This is a genomic window from Pseudomonas sp. MIACH (assembly GCF_001269925.1).
Lineage (GTDB): Bacteria > Pseudomonadota > Gammaproteobacteria > Pseudomonadales > Pseudomonadaceae > Aquipseudomonas.
The window spans coordinates 165,829-181,490 of record NZ_LHVO01000063.1 but is presented as its reverse complement, the minus strand read 5'-3'; the positions used below and the strand labels follow the sequence as shown (position 1 = coordinate 181,490).

Genomic DNA, 15,662 nt, shown 5'->3' with positions numbered 1-15,662 from the left:
GTCCCGATGTGGAGCTATGAGGCGCCCCTGCGCGATATGCAATTTGTCCTTGAGCACTGGTTGCAGGCGCCCGATACCTGGCAGCGCCACCCGGTGTTCTCGGCCCTGGACCTGCCGCTGGCACTACAGGTGCTGGAGGAGGCGGCACGCTTCAGTCAGGGCGTATTGGCGCCGTTGAATAGCAGCGGTGATCGCCAGGGCTGCCGCTGGCAGGCGGGCCGGGTCAGCACCCCGGACGGCTTCGTCGAGGCCTATCGCGCCTATGTCGACGGTGGCTGGCCGGCGCTGGCGTGTGCCGAGGAGCAGGGCGGGCAGGGCTTGCCGCAACTGCTCGATGCGGCGCTGCAAGAGATGCTCTACGCCAGCAACCACGCCTGGGCCATGTACACCGGGATCGCCCACGGCGCCTATCTGTGCCTCAAGACCCACGCCGCTCCGTGGTTGCAGGCGCGCTACCTGCCCGACATTGTCAGTGGCCAGGCCTTGCCCACCATGTGCCTGACCGAGTCCCAGGCCGGCAGCGATGTCGGCTTGCTGCGCTGTCGCGCGCAGCCCCAGGCGGATGGCAGTTATCGCCTCAGCGGCAGCAAGCTGTTTATCTCCGGCGGCGAGCACGACCTCACGGCCAATATCCTGCATCTGGTGCTGGCGCGCCTGCCCGATGCGCCGCCGGGCAGTCGTGGCATTTCACTGTTCCTGGTGCCCAAGCACCTGGACGATGGCCAGGCCAATGGCGTGCACTGCGATGGCATCGAACACAAGATGGGCATCAAGGGCAGCGCCACCTGTTCCCTGGTGTTCGACGCCGCCCAGGGCTGGCTGATCGGCGAGCCCAATCGCGGCCTGGCGGCGATGTTCGTGATGATGAATTCGGCGCGCCTGCATGTGGGCCTGCAAGGCCTGGGGCATGTCGAGGCGGCTTGGCAGAACGCTCGCCAGTACGCCGCCGAACGCTTGCAGATGCGTGCGCCGTCAAGACCGGAAGAGGTGGTCGCCCAAGCGGCTGACCCGATCCGTTATCACCCGGCCATGCGCCGCGTGTTGCTGGAGCTGCGCACCACCAGCGAGGGCATGCGCGCCATCGGCTATTGGGCGGCGCACCTGCTTGATCAGGCCGAGCATGACCAGGACTCGTCGGCCGCGCAGTTGGCGCCGTTGCTGACGCCCATCATCAAGGCGTTTTTCACCGAACAGGGCTTTCGCCAGGCCAGTCATGCGCTGCAGGTGTTCGGCGGTTACGGCTACGTCACCGAGTTCGCCATCGAGCAAACCCTGCGCGACAGCCGTATCGCGATGATCTACGAGGGCAGTAACGAGATCCAGGCCAATGACCTGTTGCTGCGCAAGGTGCTGGGGGATGACGGCCGAGCCTTTGGCCTGCTGCTGGCCGAGTTGCGCGCCGAGGCCGGGCAGGGCGCGCAGTATGAGGAATGCGCAGGCTTTTCCGGCGCGTTGGCCAACCTGTGCGACGCGTTGGCCAGTGTGGTGCACGCCATCCGTGAACGCACCCACGAGGACAGTGAATACCCCTATCGGGCGGCGCCGGATTTCCTCCAGCTCTGTGGCGTCGCGTTGCTGGCCTTTGCCTGGGCGCGGGCCGCGCGGGTCTCCAGGGCACTGCGCGAAGACGATCCGCTGCGTGCCGCCAAGCTGCAAAGCGCCGGGTTCTTTTTCGATTACCTGCCGTCGCGGCTGGCCCAGCACCTGGGCGCCATAGACGGGGCACGGGCAGCGCTGGCGTTCATCTGACGCGGCCAGGTGCTTGCGGTACTACTTGCGGTACCATGGCGGCTCACGTTTTCTGGAAGTTGCCTGGATGAGTAAACCCGGTCAATTGGTGCTGGTTGCACTGCGCAAGATGATTGCCAGCGGGGAGCTGGCGGCGGGCGAGCGGCTGATGGAGATTCCCACGGCGCAGTTGTTCGGCGTGTCGCGCATGCCCGTGCGCATGGCCTTTCGTACCCTCGAACAGGAAGGACTGCTGGTGCCGTTTGGCGGGCGCGGCTATCAGGTGCGTTCGGTCAGCCCCAGCGACATTGCCGGCGCCGTCGAAGTGCGTGGCGTGCTTGAGGGCTTGGCAGCGCGTCAGACCGCCGAGCTGGGTTTATCCGATGCGGCACGTGCGGCGCTGGAGCACTGCCTGGTGGAAGGCGATCAACTGTTCGAAAAGGGCTACGTGACCGAGGATGACCTTGAGGTCTATCACGACCTGAACATGCGCTTTCACCAGGTCATCGTCGAAGGCAGCCACAACCCGGCAATCGCCGACGCGCTGGCCCGCAATGATCACCTGCCGTTCGCCTCGGTGACCGCGCTGGCGGTGGATCGCGAGGACATGGCCCGCGAGTACCGACGCTTCAACTATGCCCACATGCAGCACCATTCGGTGTTTGACGCCCTGGTCAATCGCCAGGGCGCGCGGGCCGAAGCCATCATGCGCGAGCACGCCAATGCGACGTTGCGCTATGCCGAGATCTTCAGTTCAGCCACCGCCGCCGCGCGCATGAAGGTGATTTTGCCCGCGTCGTGACACCTGTCAGATATCGAGCACCAGCAGCGGGGTCTTCGAGCGTGAACAGCAGGGCGTGAACTGGTCATTCAGCGCCTGTTCCTGCTCGGTGAGGAACAGGTCGCGGTGCTCCGGTATGCCCTCCAGCACACGGGTCAGGCAGGTGCCGCAAATCCCCTGTTCGCAGGACACGGCAATCTCGATGCCATGGCTTTCCAGGACCTGGACCACGGTCTTGTCGGCGGGGATTTCGAAGACCTGGCCGCTGCTGCCGAGCTTCACCGAAAAGCCGCCGTCGAGGCTGCTGTCCACCGGTGCTGCGCTAAAGTATTCGCGGTGCAGGCAGTCTTCCTGCCAGCCCTGTGCGCGTGCGCTGTCGAGTACATGCTGCATGAACCCGCCAGGGCCGCAGACATACAGGTGCACGTCGTCTGCGGGCGCCGCCAGCACCTGGGCAGCATTCAAGGCCGTGTGCGGCTGTTCATCGAAATGCAGGAACACCCGCTCGGCAAACGGCGACGCCTTGAGCCGCTGCACAAACGCCGCACGCTCACTGGCGCGGGCGCAGTAATGCAGTTCGAAGTCGGCTCCCGCATGGGCCAGGCGCTCGGCCATGCACAGGATCGGAGTGATGCCGATGCCACCGGCAAACAGCAGACTGCGGCGCGCGTCGTGGGCCAGGGGGAACAGGTTGCGTGGCTCGCTGATGGTCAGGCGGGAGCCCTCGTGGACCTGCTCGTGCAGGCTGCGCGAGCCGCCCCGGGAGGCCGGGTCCTTGAGCACGCCGATCAGGTAGCGATGACGTTCCTCGGGGTGATTGCACAGGGAATATTGCCGGATCACCCCATTGGGCAGGTGCACGTCAATATGCGCGCCGGCACTGAAGGCCGGCAGCGGCTGGCCATCGACACTGGCCAGTTCATAGCTGCAAATGTCCTGGGCTTCGTTATGACGGGATACCACCACCACATCGATCATGTTCAGTCCTCGCAAAGTTGTCGCGCTGTTCAGGCGGTGGTGGTGGCGATCAGTTGCGGTTCGAGGGCGCGTTCCTTGGCAATCAGTCGCTCCAGGATCTTGCGTGACTGCACGCCACCCGCGTCGATATTCAACTTGAGCAGGTTGCGCTGCGGGTGGGCCAGCAGGTTCTGTTGCTGGCGTTCGAGCATTTCCAGGTCTTCGCTGAAAATCTTGCCCTGGCCCTCGCGAATGCTTGCGGTCAGTGCCTCATCGTGGGGGTTGAAGTTGCGCGCCATGCCCCAGAAGTACCAGATCGAGGTCTCGGTTTGCGGGGTGATGAAGTCGACCACGATGCTCGCAGCCTTGTGTTCGGGGGCGGCGTTATAGCCACCTTTGCCGGCGTGGGCCACGCCGACTTCGATCAGCACATGGCTGGGCGGGGTGAAGCGGCAGATCTGCCAGCGGTCCACCGGCACGTCATCGGCGAGGTTATTACCGCGCAGGGCCATGCGCCAGAACGGCGGGGCCATGATGTTTTCCATGTGCCGGGCGGTGACGACCTCATCGCCGTCCACCGTGGTCACGGGCGGCGCTTCGTCGATTTCCTTCTGGCCGATGCTGGAGGCGTGCACGTAGGTTTCGTGGGTCAGGTCCATCAAGTTGTCGATCATCAGGCGGTAGTCGCACTGGATATCAAACAGCCCGCCGCCATAGGCCCATTGATCACTCACGGCCCATTCCAAGTGGTGGATCAGCGCCGGGTCGGCCTGGCTCTGATCGCCGGGCCACACCCAGATGAAGCCGTAGCGTTCAACGGCGGCAAAGGTCTTGTTGCACGGAAAGCCACGCACCCGCTGGCCGGGCATTTCCACGGTCTTGCCGTCGCCGCCCATGACCAGGCCGTGGTAGCCGCAGACCAGGTTGCCGTTCTCGACATAACCCAGTGACAGCGGCGCACCGCGATGGGGGCAGAAGTCCTCGACCGCCACCACGGCGCCTTCCTGGCCACGATAAAACACCATTTTTTCGCCACAGATCTGTCGACCCAGGGGCTTGTGCGCGATTTCATCGGGGGTGCAGGCGACATACCAGGTGTTCTTCGGGTACATGATGACTCTCCAGGCGGCGGATTGTTTTTATTTAATGGATCCATTAAATGGCTGGCCTGATGGAGAGTCAATCTATTGTGGTCGCTTTATTGGGCGATTATCGGACGATTACGTTTCAATGGATCCACTGGTTGGATTCAGTAGCGAATCATCACCGACTTCAGCTCGGTGTAGTCATCGATGAACGCACTGCCGAACTCCCGGCCTATCCCCGAGGATTTGTTGCCGCCAAACGGCACCGCCGGGTCCAGCATCGTGTGCATGTTCACCCACACCGTGCCCGCCTCGATGGCGGGCACCATGCGCAAGGCTTTGCTGAGGTCGTTGGTCCACAGGCTGGCGCTCAAGCCGTAGGGTGTGTTGTTCATCAAGGCCAGCAGTTCTTCTTCGCTGTCGTACGGCAAGAACGTGGCAATGGGACCGAAGGTCTCCTCGTTGAGCAGGGTGTCGTCGACGCTGTTGGCGAGGATGATCGTCGGTTCGACGTAACAGCCAGGACGGTCGATCAGGTTGCCACCGTGAATGATGCGGTTGTTTTCGGCGCGGGCCTTGGCGAAGAACTCGCCGAGTTTGAGTTGGTGCTGGCGGTTGGTGACCGGGCCGAATTCGGTGCGCTCATCCAGGGGCGAGCCGATGTTCAGCGCGCCCAGGCGCTGGGCCAGTTTGCCCATGACCGCTTCGATCTGCGAACGGTGCACAAAGAAGCGTTCGGCGGCGGCGCAGATTTGCCCGGAGTGCAAAAAGCCCGCTTCGATGATGCCGTTGACGGCCTTGTCCAGGTCCACATCGCGCAGGAACCCTGCCGAGTTTTTTCCGCCCAGTTCAAGGGTAGCCCGGGTCAGCCCGGCGCCCATGGCACTCTGGCCCACCGCAATCCCGGTCGGCACGGAGCCGGTGAACGACACCTTGTCGGTGCCGGGGTGTTCGATCAGGCCTTTGCCGACGCTGCCGCCGCCGGTCAATACGTTCAGCGCGCCGGCGGGAAGGCCGGCGTCAATCGCCAGCTCGGCGATGCGCAGGATGGTCAGCGGGGTGAACTCGCTGGGCTTGATGATGATGCTGCAACCGGTCACCAGCGCCGAGGCGAGTTTCCAGATGGCGATCATGGTCGAGAAATTCCACGGCACGATGCCGACCACCACCCCGACCGGCTCGCGCAGGGTGAACGCGGTGTAGCGCTCGCCGGCGAAGGAGGGCAGCGACGGAGTAATGGTCTGGCCGCTGATCTTGGTGGCCCAGCCCGCGTAGTAACGCAGGAAATGCGCGGCCTGGTCGACTTCGAAAGCACGGGAAATCTGGATGATCTTGCCCGACTGGCAGGTTTCGATCTGTGCCAGTTCTTCGCGGTGTTGCTCCAGCAGGTCGGCCAGCTTGAGCAGTACATTGCCGCGCACCGCCGGTGCGACCTGCGACCACTGCTTGAAGCCGCGGCTCGCCGACGCCACAGCCGCGTCAATGTCGGCCGGGTCGGCGGCGGCGACGTCGGCAATGACCTGGCCGGTCGCCGGATTGATCACCTCCAACCGCTGACTGGAATGGCTCTCGACGTAGCCACCGTCGATGAACAACGTATGGTTTCGACGGAGGAAGGCTTCAACCTGGGGCAGCAGTGGAATATCGCTCATGGGGTTTTTCCTGGTGGCAGACATTGAAAAGCCCGAGGTTAATCGCAGTGGCCGGAACGGGCTTGACTGTGGCTGCCCAGTGGCATGTCTGTGGCTGCCAACGCCTGTGCGCGACGGATCAGCCTGAGCCTTTGAAAAGTACAATCTTGACTCTGGAAGGTGCATGTCCTGCCAGGAAGGCGCGCTCCATACTGGCCCTGCATCCGGCGTCACGCCTCGATTTCTGGCGGTGCCCGGACATCCAATAATAAGCAGGGCCATCCATGAAAAAGCCAAACCCGCTCCTCGAAGACCTCAAGTCCATCCTGCCGACCATCGCCGCCAATGCCTTGGTGGCCGAGCAGGACCGCAAGGTGCCCGCCGAGAATATTGCGCTGCTCAAGAGCATCGGCATGCACCGTGTGTTTCAGCCGAAAGTGTTCGGCGGCATGGAGTTGTCGCTGCCGCAGTTTGCCGACTGCATCGCGTTGCTCGCCGGAGCCTGCGCCAGCACGGCCTGGGCCATGAGCCTGTTGTGTACCCACAGCCATCAATTGGCACTGTTCTCGGCCCAATTGCAGCAGGAGGTCTGGGGCGCTGACCCGGATGCCACTGCGAGCAGCAGCATCGCGCCGTTCGGGCGCACCGAGGAAGTCGATGGCGGCGTGTTGTTCAGCGGGGAAATGGGCTGGAGCAGCGGCTGTGATCACGCCGAGTGGGCTATCGTGGGTTTCCGCCGCAACAACCCCCAGGGCACCCAGGATTACTGCTTCGCGGTGCTGCCGCGCAGTGACTACCAGATCCGCGATGACTGGTTTGCCGCCGGCATGAAAGGCAGCGGCACCAAGACCTTGATCATCGACAAGGCCTGGGTGCCGGAACACCGCATCCAGAAAGCCAAGGACATGATGGAAGGCCAGTCCGCCGGCTTCGGTCTGTACCCCGACAGCAAGATTTTCTACTCACCGTACCGGCCTTACTTTGCCAGCGGCTTTTCCACCGTCAGCCTGGGCGTCGCCGAGCGGATGCTGGAGGTGTTCCGCGAAAAGACCAAGACCCGCGTGCGCGCCTACACTGGCGCGGCAGTCGGTGCCGCGACCCCGGCGTTGATGCGCCTGGCCGAGTCGACTCACCAGGTGGCCGCCGCGCGCGCCTTCCTCGAAAAAACCTGGGACGAACACGCCGAACACAGTGAGCAGCAGCGCTACCCAAGCCGCGAGACCCTGGCGTTCTGGCGCACCAACCAGGCCTACGCGACCAAGATGTGCATCCAGGCGGTGGACCGTCTGTTCGAAGCCGCCGGCGGCAATGCCTGGTTCGAGCACAACGAGATGCAGCGCCTGTTCCGCGACTCGCACATGACCGGCGCGCATGCCTACACCGACTACGACGTCTGTGCACAGATCCTCGGCCGCGAGTTGATGGGCCTGGAGCCCGATCCGAGCATGATCTGAACGCGCTTTTGAAAACAACAATCAGGGCTGCGCCTGACGCAGCCCGGGAGTCTTGCATGTCTGAATCGACCTTCGACCCACGCGCCTTTCGCCGGGCCCTGGGCAACTTTGCCACGGGCGTGACCGTGGTCACCGCCGCCGACGCCTCCGGCCGCAAGGTGGGCGTTACCGCCAACAGCTTCAACTCGGTGTCCCTGGACCCACCGCTGGTGCTGTGGAGCATCGACAAACGCTCCAGCAGCCACGGGGTATTCGAGGAGGCCAGCCACTTCGCGGTCAACGTGCTGGCGGCGGACCAGATCGACCTCTCGAACAATTTTGCCCGGCCCAAGGACGACCGCTTCGCCGAGATCGCCTATGAACCGGGGGAGGGCGGGGCGCCGGTGTTCGCCGATTGTGCGGCACGTTTTCACTGTGAAAAATACCAGCAGGTGGACGGCGGCGATCACTGGATCATGATCGGCAAGGTGGTGGCCTTCGACGATTTCGGGCGCTCGCCGCTGCTCTACCACCAGGGCGCCTACTCCATGGTCCTGCCCCACACGCGCATGACCAGGCGCGACGAAAGCCAGCCGCCGAGCAGCCACTTCCAGGGGCGCCTGAGTCATAACCTGTATTACCTGATGACCCAGGCGGTACGCGCCTACCAGTCCAGCTATCAGCCCCGGCAACTGTCCACCGGCCTGCGTACCAACGAGGCGCGGATGCTGATGGTGCTGGAGAACGACGCCCGCCTGAGCGCCAGCGACCTGCTGCGGGAAGTGGCGATGCCGGTGCGGGAAATCGACGACGCCGTGGCCAACCTCAAGCGCAAGGGGCTGGTCGACGACGATGAACACGGCGTACGCCTGACCGCTGCGGGTATCGAACAGACCGAAGACCTCTGGGCCATTGCACGGGAACAGCAGGACAAGGTGTTCGCCGAGTTCAGCCAGGACCAGATCGACACCTTCAAGACGGTGTTGCAGCGACTGATCAGCCACTGCTGACTGGCCAAAATCCGATGCCGGCAACGACATCGGATTTTTTTGCATCACGCTCAGCGAGCTTCGGCCAACTCATCGACTAAGCGCAACTGAAACGCCGCCAGCGCCGCGTTCGGTTGCTGCAACTGCACAAACTCCAGCATGGGGTCGCCGACCTGTGTCCTCACGCCCACCAATTCCTCAATGGTAGCCAGCCCGCAAAACGGTACATAGGCTTCGGAATAGCCGCCTTCGTGCACCAGCACCAGGCGGCCCTGGCACAGGCGTTCGGCTGCTTGGCGTACAAGACGGGTCATGTGCCGGAACGAGTCACTGTGCAACAGCATTCGCGCCAGTGGGTCGACGGCGTTGGCGTCGTAGCCGCAGGCGACGATGATCAATTCCGGCCCGAAGCGCTCCAGCGCTGGAATCACGATGCGCTCCATCGCGTGCATATACGCCTCATGACCGCTGCCGGGGGGCAACGGGATATTGATGTTCGCACCCAGCCCCGCGCCGCGCCCGCGATCGGCTTCACCGCTGTAACCTGCCGGGAAACAGCCGTCCTGATGCAGGGAAATCGTCAGCACATCGCCGCGCTCTTCGAAGATCGATTGGGTGCCGTTGCCGTGGTGCACGTCCCAGTCGATCACCACGACGTTGCCCAGGCCACGCCGTGCTTTTGCGGCTTCGATGGCGATGGCGATGTTGGCCAGGAAGCAGAAGCCCATGGCGTTGTCGGCGAGGCAGTGGTGGCCGGGTGGGCGCGACAGAGAATAGGCATTGTCGACTTCGCCGGACAGCACCGCATCCACTGCCGCCATGGCCAGCCCGGCGGAGAGCCTGGCTATTTCATAACTGCCAGGCCCGATGGGCGCGTGGGGCCCCAACTCGCCGCCCCCGGCATCGCTCATCGCCTTGAAGCGTTGCAGGTAGTTGGGCGTGTGCACCCGCAGCAGGTCTTCATCGGTGGCCGCGTTGGCACTGCGCACCTGTAAGTGGCGGGTCAGGCCGGAAACGTCCAGCAGGCTCTTCAAGCGACGTTTGGTTTCCGGTGACTCGGCGTGGCCGGCGGCGGCAGGCGGCTGAACCCACCCGCCCACCGGTAAGGTCAAGGCGTGCAACCCGGCGCTGTGCCAGAGGCTGAGTTCGTCGAAGAAAAATGCACTTTTTCGGCTCATCGTCTTTCCATTTTCGTTGGGGTAAAAGGGCCTGTCAGGCATTTGGGCGGCTGCTCAGCATCAACACCAGGGACAGCACAGTGATGCACGCCCCTGCGATCAGCAGTGATTGGAAGCCGCCGCTGGCTTCGATCATCCGGCCAGCCACGGTCGGGCCGATGGCCAGGCCGCCACCGATCACCAGGTTGGAGGCGTTCATCAATTTTCCGGAGCGGTCGAGGTCGGCCAGGCAGGCCAGGACCAGCGGCAGGATGAAGGTCCAGGTGAACTTGAAAAGCAGCGCCGCCAAGGCAAAACGCAGCATGTCGGGCTGGCCCAGCAGCAACAGCACGGCGCCTGCCATCAACGCGTACCCCAGCAGTAACAGCAACAGGCGTGGCAGACGGTCGCCGATCAGTGAGGTACAACCGGCCCCGACGATGCCCATCACCGTGGCGAGCGCCAGAATCTCGCCACTGGCCTCGGCAGATAGGCCGGCGTGGCTGCTGATGGAACCGATAAAGGTCCAGACACCGCTCAGGCTGACGTAGAAACTCAGCAGGCCCAGAATGCCCAGTGCGGCTTTCCACCGGGAGGCGAGGGCGATGCGCTCGGCGGCTTTTTCAGGCGCCGGGCTGCCCTGGGGAAAGTGCCGTGCCAGGGGCAGAAAGAGCGTCATCAAGGCGGCGAGGATCAGGTAGCAGGCTGACAACCCGTAGTGCTCGAACAGCCGGGGCAGAATGCTCAGACCGATCGCCCCGACCACCAGTTGCCCCATCACCCATAACCCGTAGACACGCCCGGGATTGGCCGTGGAGGCCGCACTGGACAGGCAGATGATCATCAACGAGCCACCGGCCAGGGCGCTGCAAAAGCGCAGTGCCAGGAGTATCGGGTAGTCGTGGGCCAGCATTGAAAGCAGGTTGGCGGCGATGAACAGCAACCCGGCCAGCAAGGCGGCGCGGCGCCAGTCGACACGCTTGAGCCACCACAGTGCGGGCAGGGTGGCCAGGCTCATGGCTCCGAGTTCGGTGGAGAACAGGTCCCCGATCTGTGACGGGCTCAACTGCCATTGCGTCGCCAGTTGCGCAGCCACGGCCGGTGCGGTCATGAGAATGGTCGGGGTGATGGCAGCGAACAGCACAATGGCTGCCAGCAATGCCAATGGGGATGAGGCGTGGGCGCGTTCATCGGTGAGCGGTTGGATCTGGGTGTTCATGGGCAAGCTCCGATGAGGGGATTCAGAACACATGGACCAGGCGCAGCAGCGCGTCGGTACCGTGATAGCCGTTGTCGGTGGCGACGTTCTGCGAGAGGCCGACCATCAACTGGTTCTGTTTATCCAGCCAGTGACCAACCTCGAAGCCCACTTGGGTGTAGCGCTTGTGGGTGTTGTCGATGCGCTGGTCATTGATCCGCAATTCGCCGCCATCGGCGTGGATCAGTCGCAGTGCGCCGTAGGTGCTGGGTGTGAAGTCGTAGGAGGCGAAGGCTTGCAGGCGGTACAGCGGGTCCTGTTTCAGGTCGCTGCCGAAGTAGTCGTCGTTCTTGCCATAGAGTTGGGCTTCGAGGTTGGCTTCCAGCACCCATTTTTCACCGATGCCCTGGGTGTAGTTGTAAACGAAGGTGGTACCCCAGCGATTGGCACCGGGCGACACATCGGGATTGTTACCGTGGTATTCGCCCACAGGCAGGGTAATCAGGGTCAGTAGGCCGCTGTAGGTGCGCGAGGCTGGATCGTTGATGAAAAACACCGTGCCGCCGACCTGGGGATCACCGAAACCGCTTTCTGCGCTGTGCTGGCCGGCACCAGGCAGGCGGGCGTTGATGTCGGCGAAAGGCACGATGAACTGTGGGGTACAGAGGGTGCCGCAGAGGTCGGTGAAGAACACTTGGCGGTACGCCACGGCGTTGACCTTCAGGTCGGCCTTGCCGGTGCTGTCGGCCGGGCCGTGGAAGTCACTGGCGCGGCTTGCCGGCAGGTACAGCACGCCCAGGCTGGTACCCGAGGGGGCGCCGAAAAAGTCCCGGGCGTTGAGGTCGGCCGCACTGGCGTGCAGGCTCGACAGGCCGCCGAGCAGGGCCAGTGTGGTGGTGCGGGTGAAGGTGTGGATCATGGGCATGGCATCTCTCTTTGAGGTGTTGTGTGGCGAACGGCTCGCCCGTGGGTGGCAGGGGGGACAAAAAAAGCGCAAAGGTGTCCCGTGGCCGTCAAAACGACAGCGAAAAAGTCAGCGCGGGTCAGTGGTGCCGATCAATCAGGCGGGGCGTGCAGCAGGTGGGCGATTCGGGCTTTGTCCTTGACCCCGAGTTTGCTGTAGATGGCGCGGATGTGATGGCGCACGGTATTGGGCGACATGCCCAGGTCGCGGGCGACTTCCTTGTAGGTCTTGCCTTCGCCGAAACCCTGGGCCACCGCATTCTCCCGAGGGCTCAGTTGCATCAGCACCGTACGGCTGCGGGCAGCCAGCAGGAGCAGGTCGCCGACCGTCGAGGCCTCGACCTGCAGGTGCTTGCCGTCATAGCCCCCGGCGTCCATCGCGACCGGCAGGCAAGGGCCGGTCCAGTCCGGCCATTCGCTGAGCAGCAAGTCGACGAAGCCACGTTCCGTACAGTGCAGGGTGCCGCGCTGGTCGCACACGGCAAGTGCGAGATTGCGCGGGTGGGTGAGGGCTTCGCGCATGGCGACCAAGGTACGAATCTGATTGGCCGAGACCGCCGCCACCAGGTGCCGCATGAGGTTGTTCAGCAGCAGGCAGTCCTGCTCGGTAAAGCGTGGGGCGTCGGGCGCACGGTAGAGCGTGAGGTGATCGCTGAGGTGGGTTTGCGGGTCGATGTACACGACGCACAGTAACTCACCGATCGCGTAGCACGAGCCGAGCCAGTTGAGCCCCGGGCCGTTGGCGGGGTTGCGCATGTCGACGATGACCGCTTGTCCCGGCACGTCGTTGACCCTGGCGATGGTCACATCGATATGGCGAATCGATTGCCAATCGGCCAGGTAGCTGCGGTGCAGGTTGTAGAGGTAGGAGCTGTGTTCTTCCGGCAGGCCGTCAATCAGCGCAGCCCGGCCCCACCAGGCGCTGTCGAAGGGCAGTAGTTGGCGGATGCAGCTCAGCGCCGCTTCGTGGAAGTGCTCGATGTCTTTGTCCTGCGCCAGGCGCTGGAGCTCCAGTGTCATCGCGCTGAATGCCTCCAGCAGGCTGGCGTGACCATGATCATGACGGCTCATTCGTATGTACCTCTGTGCGACATTCTTATTGTTTTCGTCACGAAGTCATTAAGGGCCGGAACGTCGTTTGGACGTGGGCAGGGCCTGGGGACAAGTATCGACGGGTTGAAAGCCGATCACCATCCTACAGATGCATGATAGCGCCCGACGCAGGGGTTTTTTGGATGGCAGCCACGCGCAAAAGTCTTGCAGGCTCGTACAAGCAATCACGCTCGGTTTGCGATCAGATCCGGGGTTTCGACTCGATCAGAAAGGGCCAGGCCGATGTTCTTCAAGAAAAAACAGCCGATGCAGGACGTTGCCGCCGTCCTCAAGCAACTGCTGGCGGGGGAGGTGTTGGGAACCCAGGCACTGCACGCTTATCCGTCGGTGCAGGCCGACCTGGAGCAACTCGCCACACAACATGCGCAGGCTACGCGGCAGTTGCTGTTGCTCGAGGAGTCAGCCCGCGATCAGGCTGCCGAAGGGGCGCGCAGCGAACAGGCACTTGCCGTGCTTCGCCGGCAACTGGAGCAGGCCGGGCAGCGTGAACAGGCGCTGGAAGCCGAGTTGCGTGAGCATGCGCAGCGCGCCCTTGCGCATCAACACGAGACGCAGATCTGGGAGCTGCTGCTCTGCACCATGACCGAAGGCTGCTGGGACATCACCGTGGTCAACGGTGACGTGCAGGACCCCGCCAGCTGCATGCGGATTTTCAATCAGTTCCGTCTGCTCCTGGGCTACGCGCCCCATGAGCTGCCCGATGGCTGGGACGCGCAGGTCAGCATTACCCACCCCGATGACCTGCAGAAGATCATGGCGATCTTCGATCAGGAAATCCTTGCGCCCCAGGGCAGCGGTGAGTACGTGTTTGAATACCGGATGCGCCACAAGACCCGTGACTACATCTGGTGCAGGGAGCGCGGGCGAGCGGTGCGCGATGCCCAGGGGCGTTTGACGCGGGTGATCGGCGCGGTACGCGATATCAGCGATGAGCAGTCGGCGAAGACCACCCATCAACAGCTGCTCGCACACAATCAGGCCACCTATGGCCAGATCGCCACGGTGGTGAGTGTGATCAAGGGCATTGCCGACCAGACCAACCTGCTGGCCTTGAACGCCGCCATTGAAGCGGCCAGGGCCGGCGAGGTCGGGCGCGGGTTCTCGGTGGTGGCCGATGAGGTGCGCAAGCTGGCGGAAAACACCCGTCAGGCGACCCATCAGATCCAGACGATGCTGCATCAGCACGAACGCTAGGAGGGAGCTGCGGCGCAGCTCCTGAGGCCGGTCAGAAAGGCACGGCCACGGTCAGTTGGCTGTAGAGGTTGGTGCCGTTGCCACCCACCTGGTTACCCCCGGTGTCGGCAGCCTTCTTGGGTTGGTAGATGCCCACCAGCGGGCTGATGATCAGGTGGCTGTTGACCGCCCATTCGGCGTACAGGTCCAGCTCCCGTGCGTCGAGGTTCAGCGCGTCGTGTTTGCGCAGGGTATTGAAGTCGAAGTACAGCGCGCCGACCGTCAGGTTCTCCAGGGGCGTCGCCTTGAGACCGACGTGATGGATGCCGGTATTGCTGTTGAACGGGCCGGCATAGTTGGAGGCGACTTCACCCTGGAACCAGGTGCCGTAGCCGCTGCTGAGCCCGGTGAACAGCGGATCCCATTTTTGCGAGTAGCGCGTGTAGCGGTAGGTCACTTTTGGCGACCAACCGACATCGGCGAAGGTGTAGCCGGCCTCGCCGTACCAGGCTTTTTCCGGCCCCGCGTCCTTGTCTTGCCAGGCGTATTCGAAGGCGAAGCTGGCGTTGTCGATGCCCGCGCTGCCTTCGCCGCGCAGGCTGTAAGTGTCCAGGCCCTCGCGCTGTTTCTGGAAGTCGCTGGCCCACTGGTCGGTGACGTTCATGCCGTGGACCCAGGTCAAGCCCAGCGTGCCAGCGGCGGCCGTGTAGTCGAGGGTGCCCGCCGCCAGTTCGGTTTCGGCCTGGGCACGGTTGTCCGACTTGAGCCACAGCACCGAACCGTGCAGGCCCTCTTGCCCGCCCAGGCGCAGCACCGCCGTGCGGTCGAACGCGTGGCGTGCCGCCAGGTAATAGGCGCCGCCACGATTCAGTGCACCGTCAGCCGGGCCTTTGCCCAGGTTGGGGCCGTCGTCGTTGATCAGGAAACCCCGGCCGATCTTGACCACCTGGCGCCCGACGGAAAAATCCACACCGTCCTTGCCCAGCGCCGGAAACAGATCGGCCGAGCGCCATCCCAGGTAGGCGTCTTCGATTTTGGTGGTGCGTTCGCTGCCACCGGTGTTGCCCGCCGCATCGCCGTCGCCCCAGGTGCCGGAGCTGACCCAGTTGAGCGCGCCATACGCAGTGCCGTGCCCTGCAAGGCCCTGGTCGCCGCTCACCCCGTACTTGATGAAACCCTCGCGCCAGGTCGAGCCGCCCGGTGTGCCGTCGTAGTTGTGACGGCTGTTGAACATCCCGTAGACCGCCAGGAAGTCCGCATTCAGGTGGGTGTCCTCATCGGCGTACAGCTCATAGGCCTGGGCCGATGAATGGCCGATCAACAGTGCGATACCCAGGCCGACGGCCAAGGACAGCGTGCGTGGTTTGAGTGTGTGCTCCATTGTTATATTCCCCAGCATGGTTAGGTCGAGGGCGCATTAAGATGACCGCAGGCAGGGAAAGTCTTTCACCTGC

General features: G+C 63.5%; 12 protein-coding genes and 2 pseudogenes. 6 read left to right on the top strand and 8 right to left on the bottom strand.

The window, feature by feature from the left end:
* The first annotated feature begins 6 nt into the window (after window positions 1-6).
* Both AD670_RS27650 and AD670_RS27645 read left to right on the top strand, forming a co-directional pair.
* Window positions 7-1,749: an acyl-CoA dehydrogenase gene (locus AD670_RS27650; protein ID WP_053139701.1), complete on the top strand. Its 1,743-nt coding sequence runs from the start codon at window positions 7-9 to the stop codon at window positions 1,747-1,749.
* 67 nt (window positions 1,750-1,816) lie between these two features.
* On the top strand, window positions 1,817-2,530 hold the full coding sequence (locus AD670_RS27645; protein WP_053139700.1) for a GntR family transcriptional regulator: 714 nt from the start codon (window positions 1,817-1,819) through the stop codon (window positions 2,528-2,530).
* Window positions 2,531-2,536: 6 nt separating this feature from the next.
* Here the strand turns inward: AD670_RS27645 and AD670_RS27640 are convergent, their stop codons facing one another.
* The 3 genes from AD670_RS27640 to AD670_RS27630 all read right to left on the bottom strand — a co-directional run bounded on the left by AD670_RS27640 (window position 2,537) and on the right by AD670_RS27630 (window position 6,203).
* Window positions 2,537-3,487 carry a PDR/VanB family oxidoreductase gene (locus AD670_RS27640; protein ID WP_053139698.1) on the bottom strand — a complete coding sequence of 317 codons (951 nt, stop codon included), beginning with the start codon at window positions 3,485-3,487 and terminating at the stop codon, window positions 2,537-2,539.
* A 29-nt stretch (window positions 3,488-3,516) separates the two neighbouring features.
* Complete coding sequence (locus tag AD670_RS27635) at window positions 3,517-4,578, bottom strand: aromatic ring-hydroxylating dioxygenase subunit alpha (protein WP_053139697.1); 1,062 nt, start codon at window positions 4,576-4,578, stop codon at window positions 3,517-3,519.
* Window positions 4,579-4,715: 137 nt separating this feature from the next.
* Entirely contained in the window at window positions 4,716-6,203 is a 1,488-nt protein-coding gene (locus tag AD670_RS27630) for an aldehyde dehydrogenase family protein (RefSeq protein WP_053139695.1), read from the bottom strand.
* Window positions 6,204-6,466: 263 nt separating this feature from the next.
* Here AD670_RS27630 and AD670_RS27625 point away from each other — a divergent pair, with 263 nt between their 5' ends.
* Both AD670_RS27625 and AD670_RS27620 read left to right on the top strand, forming a co-directional pair.
* Window positions 6,467-7,636 carry a p-hydroxyphenylacetate 3-hydroxylase oxygenase component gene (locus AD670_RS27625; protein ID WP_053139693.1) on the top strand — a complete coding sequence of 390 codons (1,170 nt, stop codon included), beginning with the start codon at window positions 6,467-6,469 and terminating at the stop codon, window positions 7,634-7,636.
* 56 nt (window positions 7,637-7,692) lie between these two features.
* On the top strand, window positions 7,693-8,625 hold the full coding sequence (locus tag AD670_RS27620) for a p-hydroxyphenylacetate 3-hydroxylase reductase component (protein ID WP_053139691.1): 933 nt from the start codon (window positions 7,693-7,695) through the stop codon (window positions 8,623-8,625).
* A gap of 50 nt (window positions 8,626-8,675) precedes the next feature.
* Here the strand turns inward: AD670_RS27620 and AD670_RS27615 are convergent, their stop codons facing one another.
* The 4 genes from AD670_RS27615 to AD670_RS27600 all read right to left on the bottom strand — a co-directional run bounded on the left by AD670_RS27615 (window position 8,676) and on the right by AD670_RS27600 (window position 12,993).
* The gene (locus AD670_RS27615) at window positions 8,676-9,782 is read right to left on the bottom strand and encodes a class II histone deacetylase (protein WP_053139690.1); all 1,107 of its coding nucleotides are present in this window, start codon (window positions 9,780-9,782) and stop codon (window positions 8,676-8,678) included.
* A 34-nt stretch (window positions 9,783-9,816) separates the two neighbouring features.
* Window positions 9,817-10,980, bottom strand: coding sequence for a nitrate/nitrite transporter (locus AD670_RS27610; protein ID WP_053139688.1), 1,164 nt, complete (start codon window positions 10,978-10,980; stop codon window positions 9,817-9,819).
* 22 nt (window positions 10,981-11,002) lie between these two features.
* The gene (locus tag AD670_RS27605; protein WP_156338324.1) at window positions 11,003-11,884 is read right to left on the bottom strand and encodes a transporter; all 882 of its coding nucleotides are present in this window, start codon (window positions 11,882-11,884) and stop codon (window positions 11,003-11,005) included.
* A 131-nt stretch (window positions 11,885-12,015) separates the two neighbouring features.
* Window positions 12,016-12,993: a helix-turn-helix transcriptional regulator gene (locus AD670_RS27600; protein WP_053139686.1), complete on the bottom strand. Its 978-nt coding sequence runs from the start codon at window positions 12,991-12,993 to the stop codon at window positions 12,016-12,018.
* A 264-nt stretch (window positions 12,994-13,257) separates the two neighbouring features.
* Between AD670_RS27600 and AD670_RS32165 the strand changes: the two are divergent.
* Both AD670_RS32165 and AD670_RS32385 read left to right on the top strand, forming a co-directional pair.
* Window positions 13,258-13,920, top strand: a pseudogene (locus tag AD670_RS32165) (PAS domain-containing protein); the annotation flags it as partial.
* Window positions 13,906-14,217: pseudogene (locus AD670_RS32385) on the top strand (methyl-accepting chemotaxis protein); the annotation flags it as partial. The pseudogenes AD670_RS32165 and AD670_RS32385, both read left to right, overlap by 15 nt.
* 43 nt (window positions 14,218-14,260) lie before the next feature.
* On the opposite strand, the gene AD670_RS27590 reads toward AD670_RS32385, so the two are convergent.
* A complete protein-coding gene (locus tag AD670_RS27590; protein WP_053139682.1) occupies window positions 14,261-15,589 on the bottom strand; it encodes a hypothetical protein in 1,329 nt (442 codons plus the stop codon).
* Between the last annotated feature and the right edge of the window lie 73 nt (window positions 15,590-15,662).

Bases quoted from the DNA above. Each gene is read 5' to 3' on its own strand.
- AD670_RS27650 (WP_053139701.1), top strand. From the start codon at position 7: ATGTGGAGCTATGAGGCGCCCCTGCGCGATATGCAATTTGTCCTTGAG.
- AD670_RS27645 (WP_053139700.1), top strand. From the start codon at position 1,817: ATGAGTAAACCCGGTCAATTGGTGCTGGTTGCACTGCGCAAGATGATT.
- AD670_RS27640 (WP_053139698.1), bottom strand. From the start codon at position 3,487: ATGATCGATGTGGTGGTGGTATCCCGTCATAACGAAGCCCAGGACATT.
- AD670_RS27635 (WP_053139697.1), bottom strand. From the start codon at position 4,578: ATGTACCCGAAGAACACCTGGTATGTCGCCTGCACCCCCGATGAAATC.
- AD670_RS27630 (WP_053139695.1), bottom strand. From the start codon at position 6,203: ATGAGCGATATTCCACTGCTGCCCCAGGTTGAAGCCTTCCTCCGTCGA.
- AD670_RS27625 (WP_053139693.1), top strand. From the start codon at position 6,467: ATGAAAAAGCCAAACCCGCTCCTCGAAGACCTCAAGTCCATCCTGCCG.
- AD670_RS27620 (WP_053139691.1), top strand. From the start codon at position 7,693: ATGTCTGAATCGACCTTCGACCCACGCGCCTTTCGCCGGGCCCTGGGC.
- AD670_RS27615 (WP_053139690.1), bottom strand. From the start codon at position 9,782: ATGAGCCGAAAAAGTGCATTTTTCTTCGACGAACTCAGCCTCTGGCAC.
- AD670_RS27610 (WP_053139688.1), bottom strand. From the start codon at position 10,980: ATGAACACCCAGATCCAACCGCTCACCGATGAACGCGCCCACGCCTCA.
- AD670_RS27605 (WP_156338324.1), bottom strand. From the start codon at position 11,884: ATGCCCATGATCCACACCTTCACCCGCACCACCACACTGGCCCTGCTC.
- AD670_RS27600 (WP_053139686.1), bottom strand. From the start codon at position 12,993: ATGAGCCGTCATGATCATGGTCACGCCAGCCTGCTGGAGGCATTCAGC.
- AD670_RS27590 (WP_053139682.1), bottom strand. From the start codon at position 15,589: ATGGAGCACACACTCAAACCACGCACGCTGTCCTTGGCCGTCGGCCTG.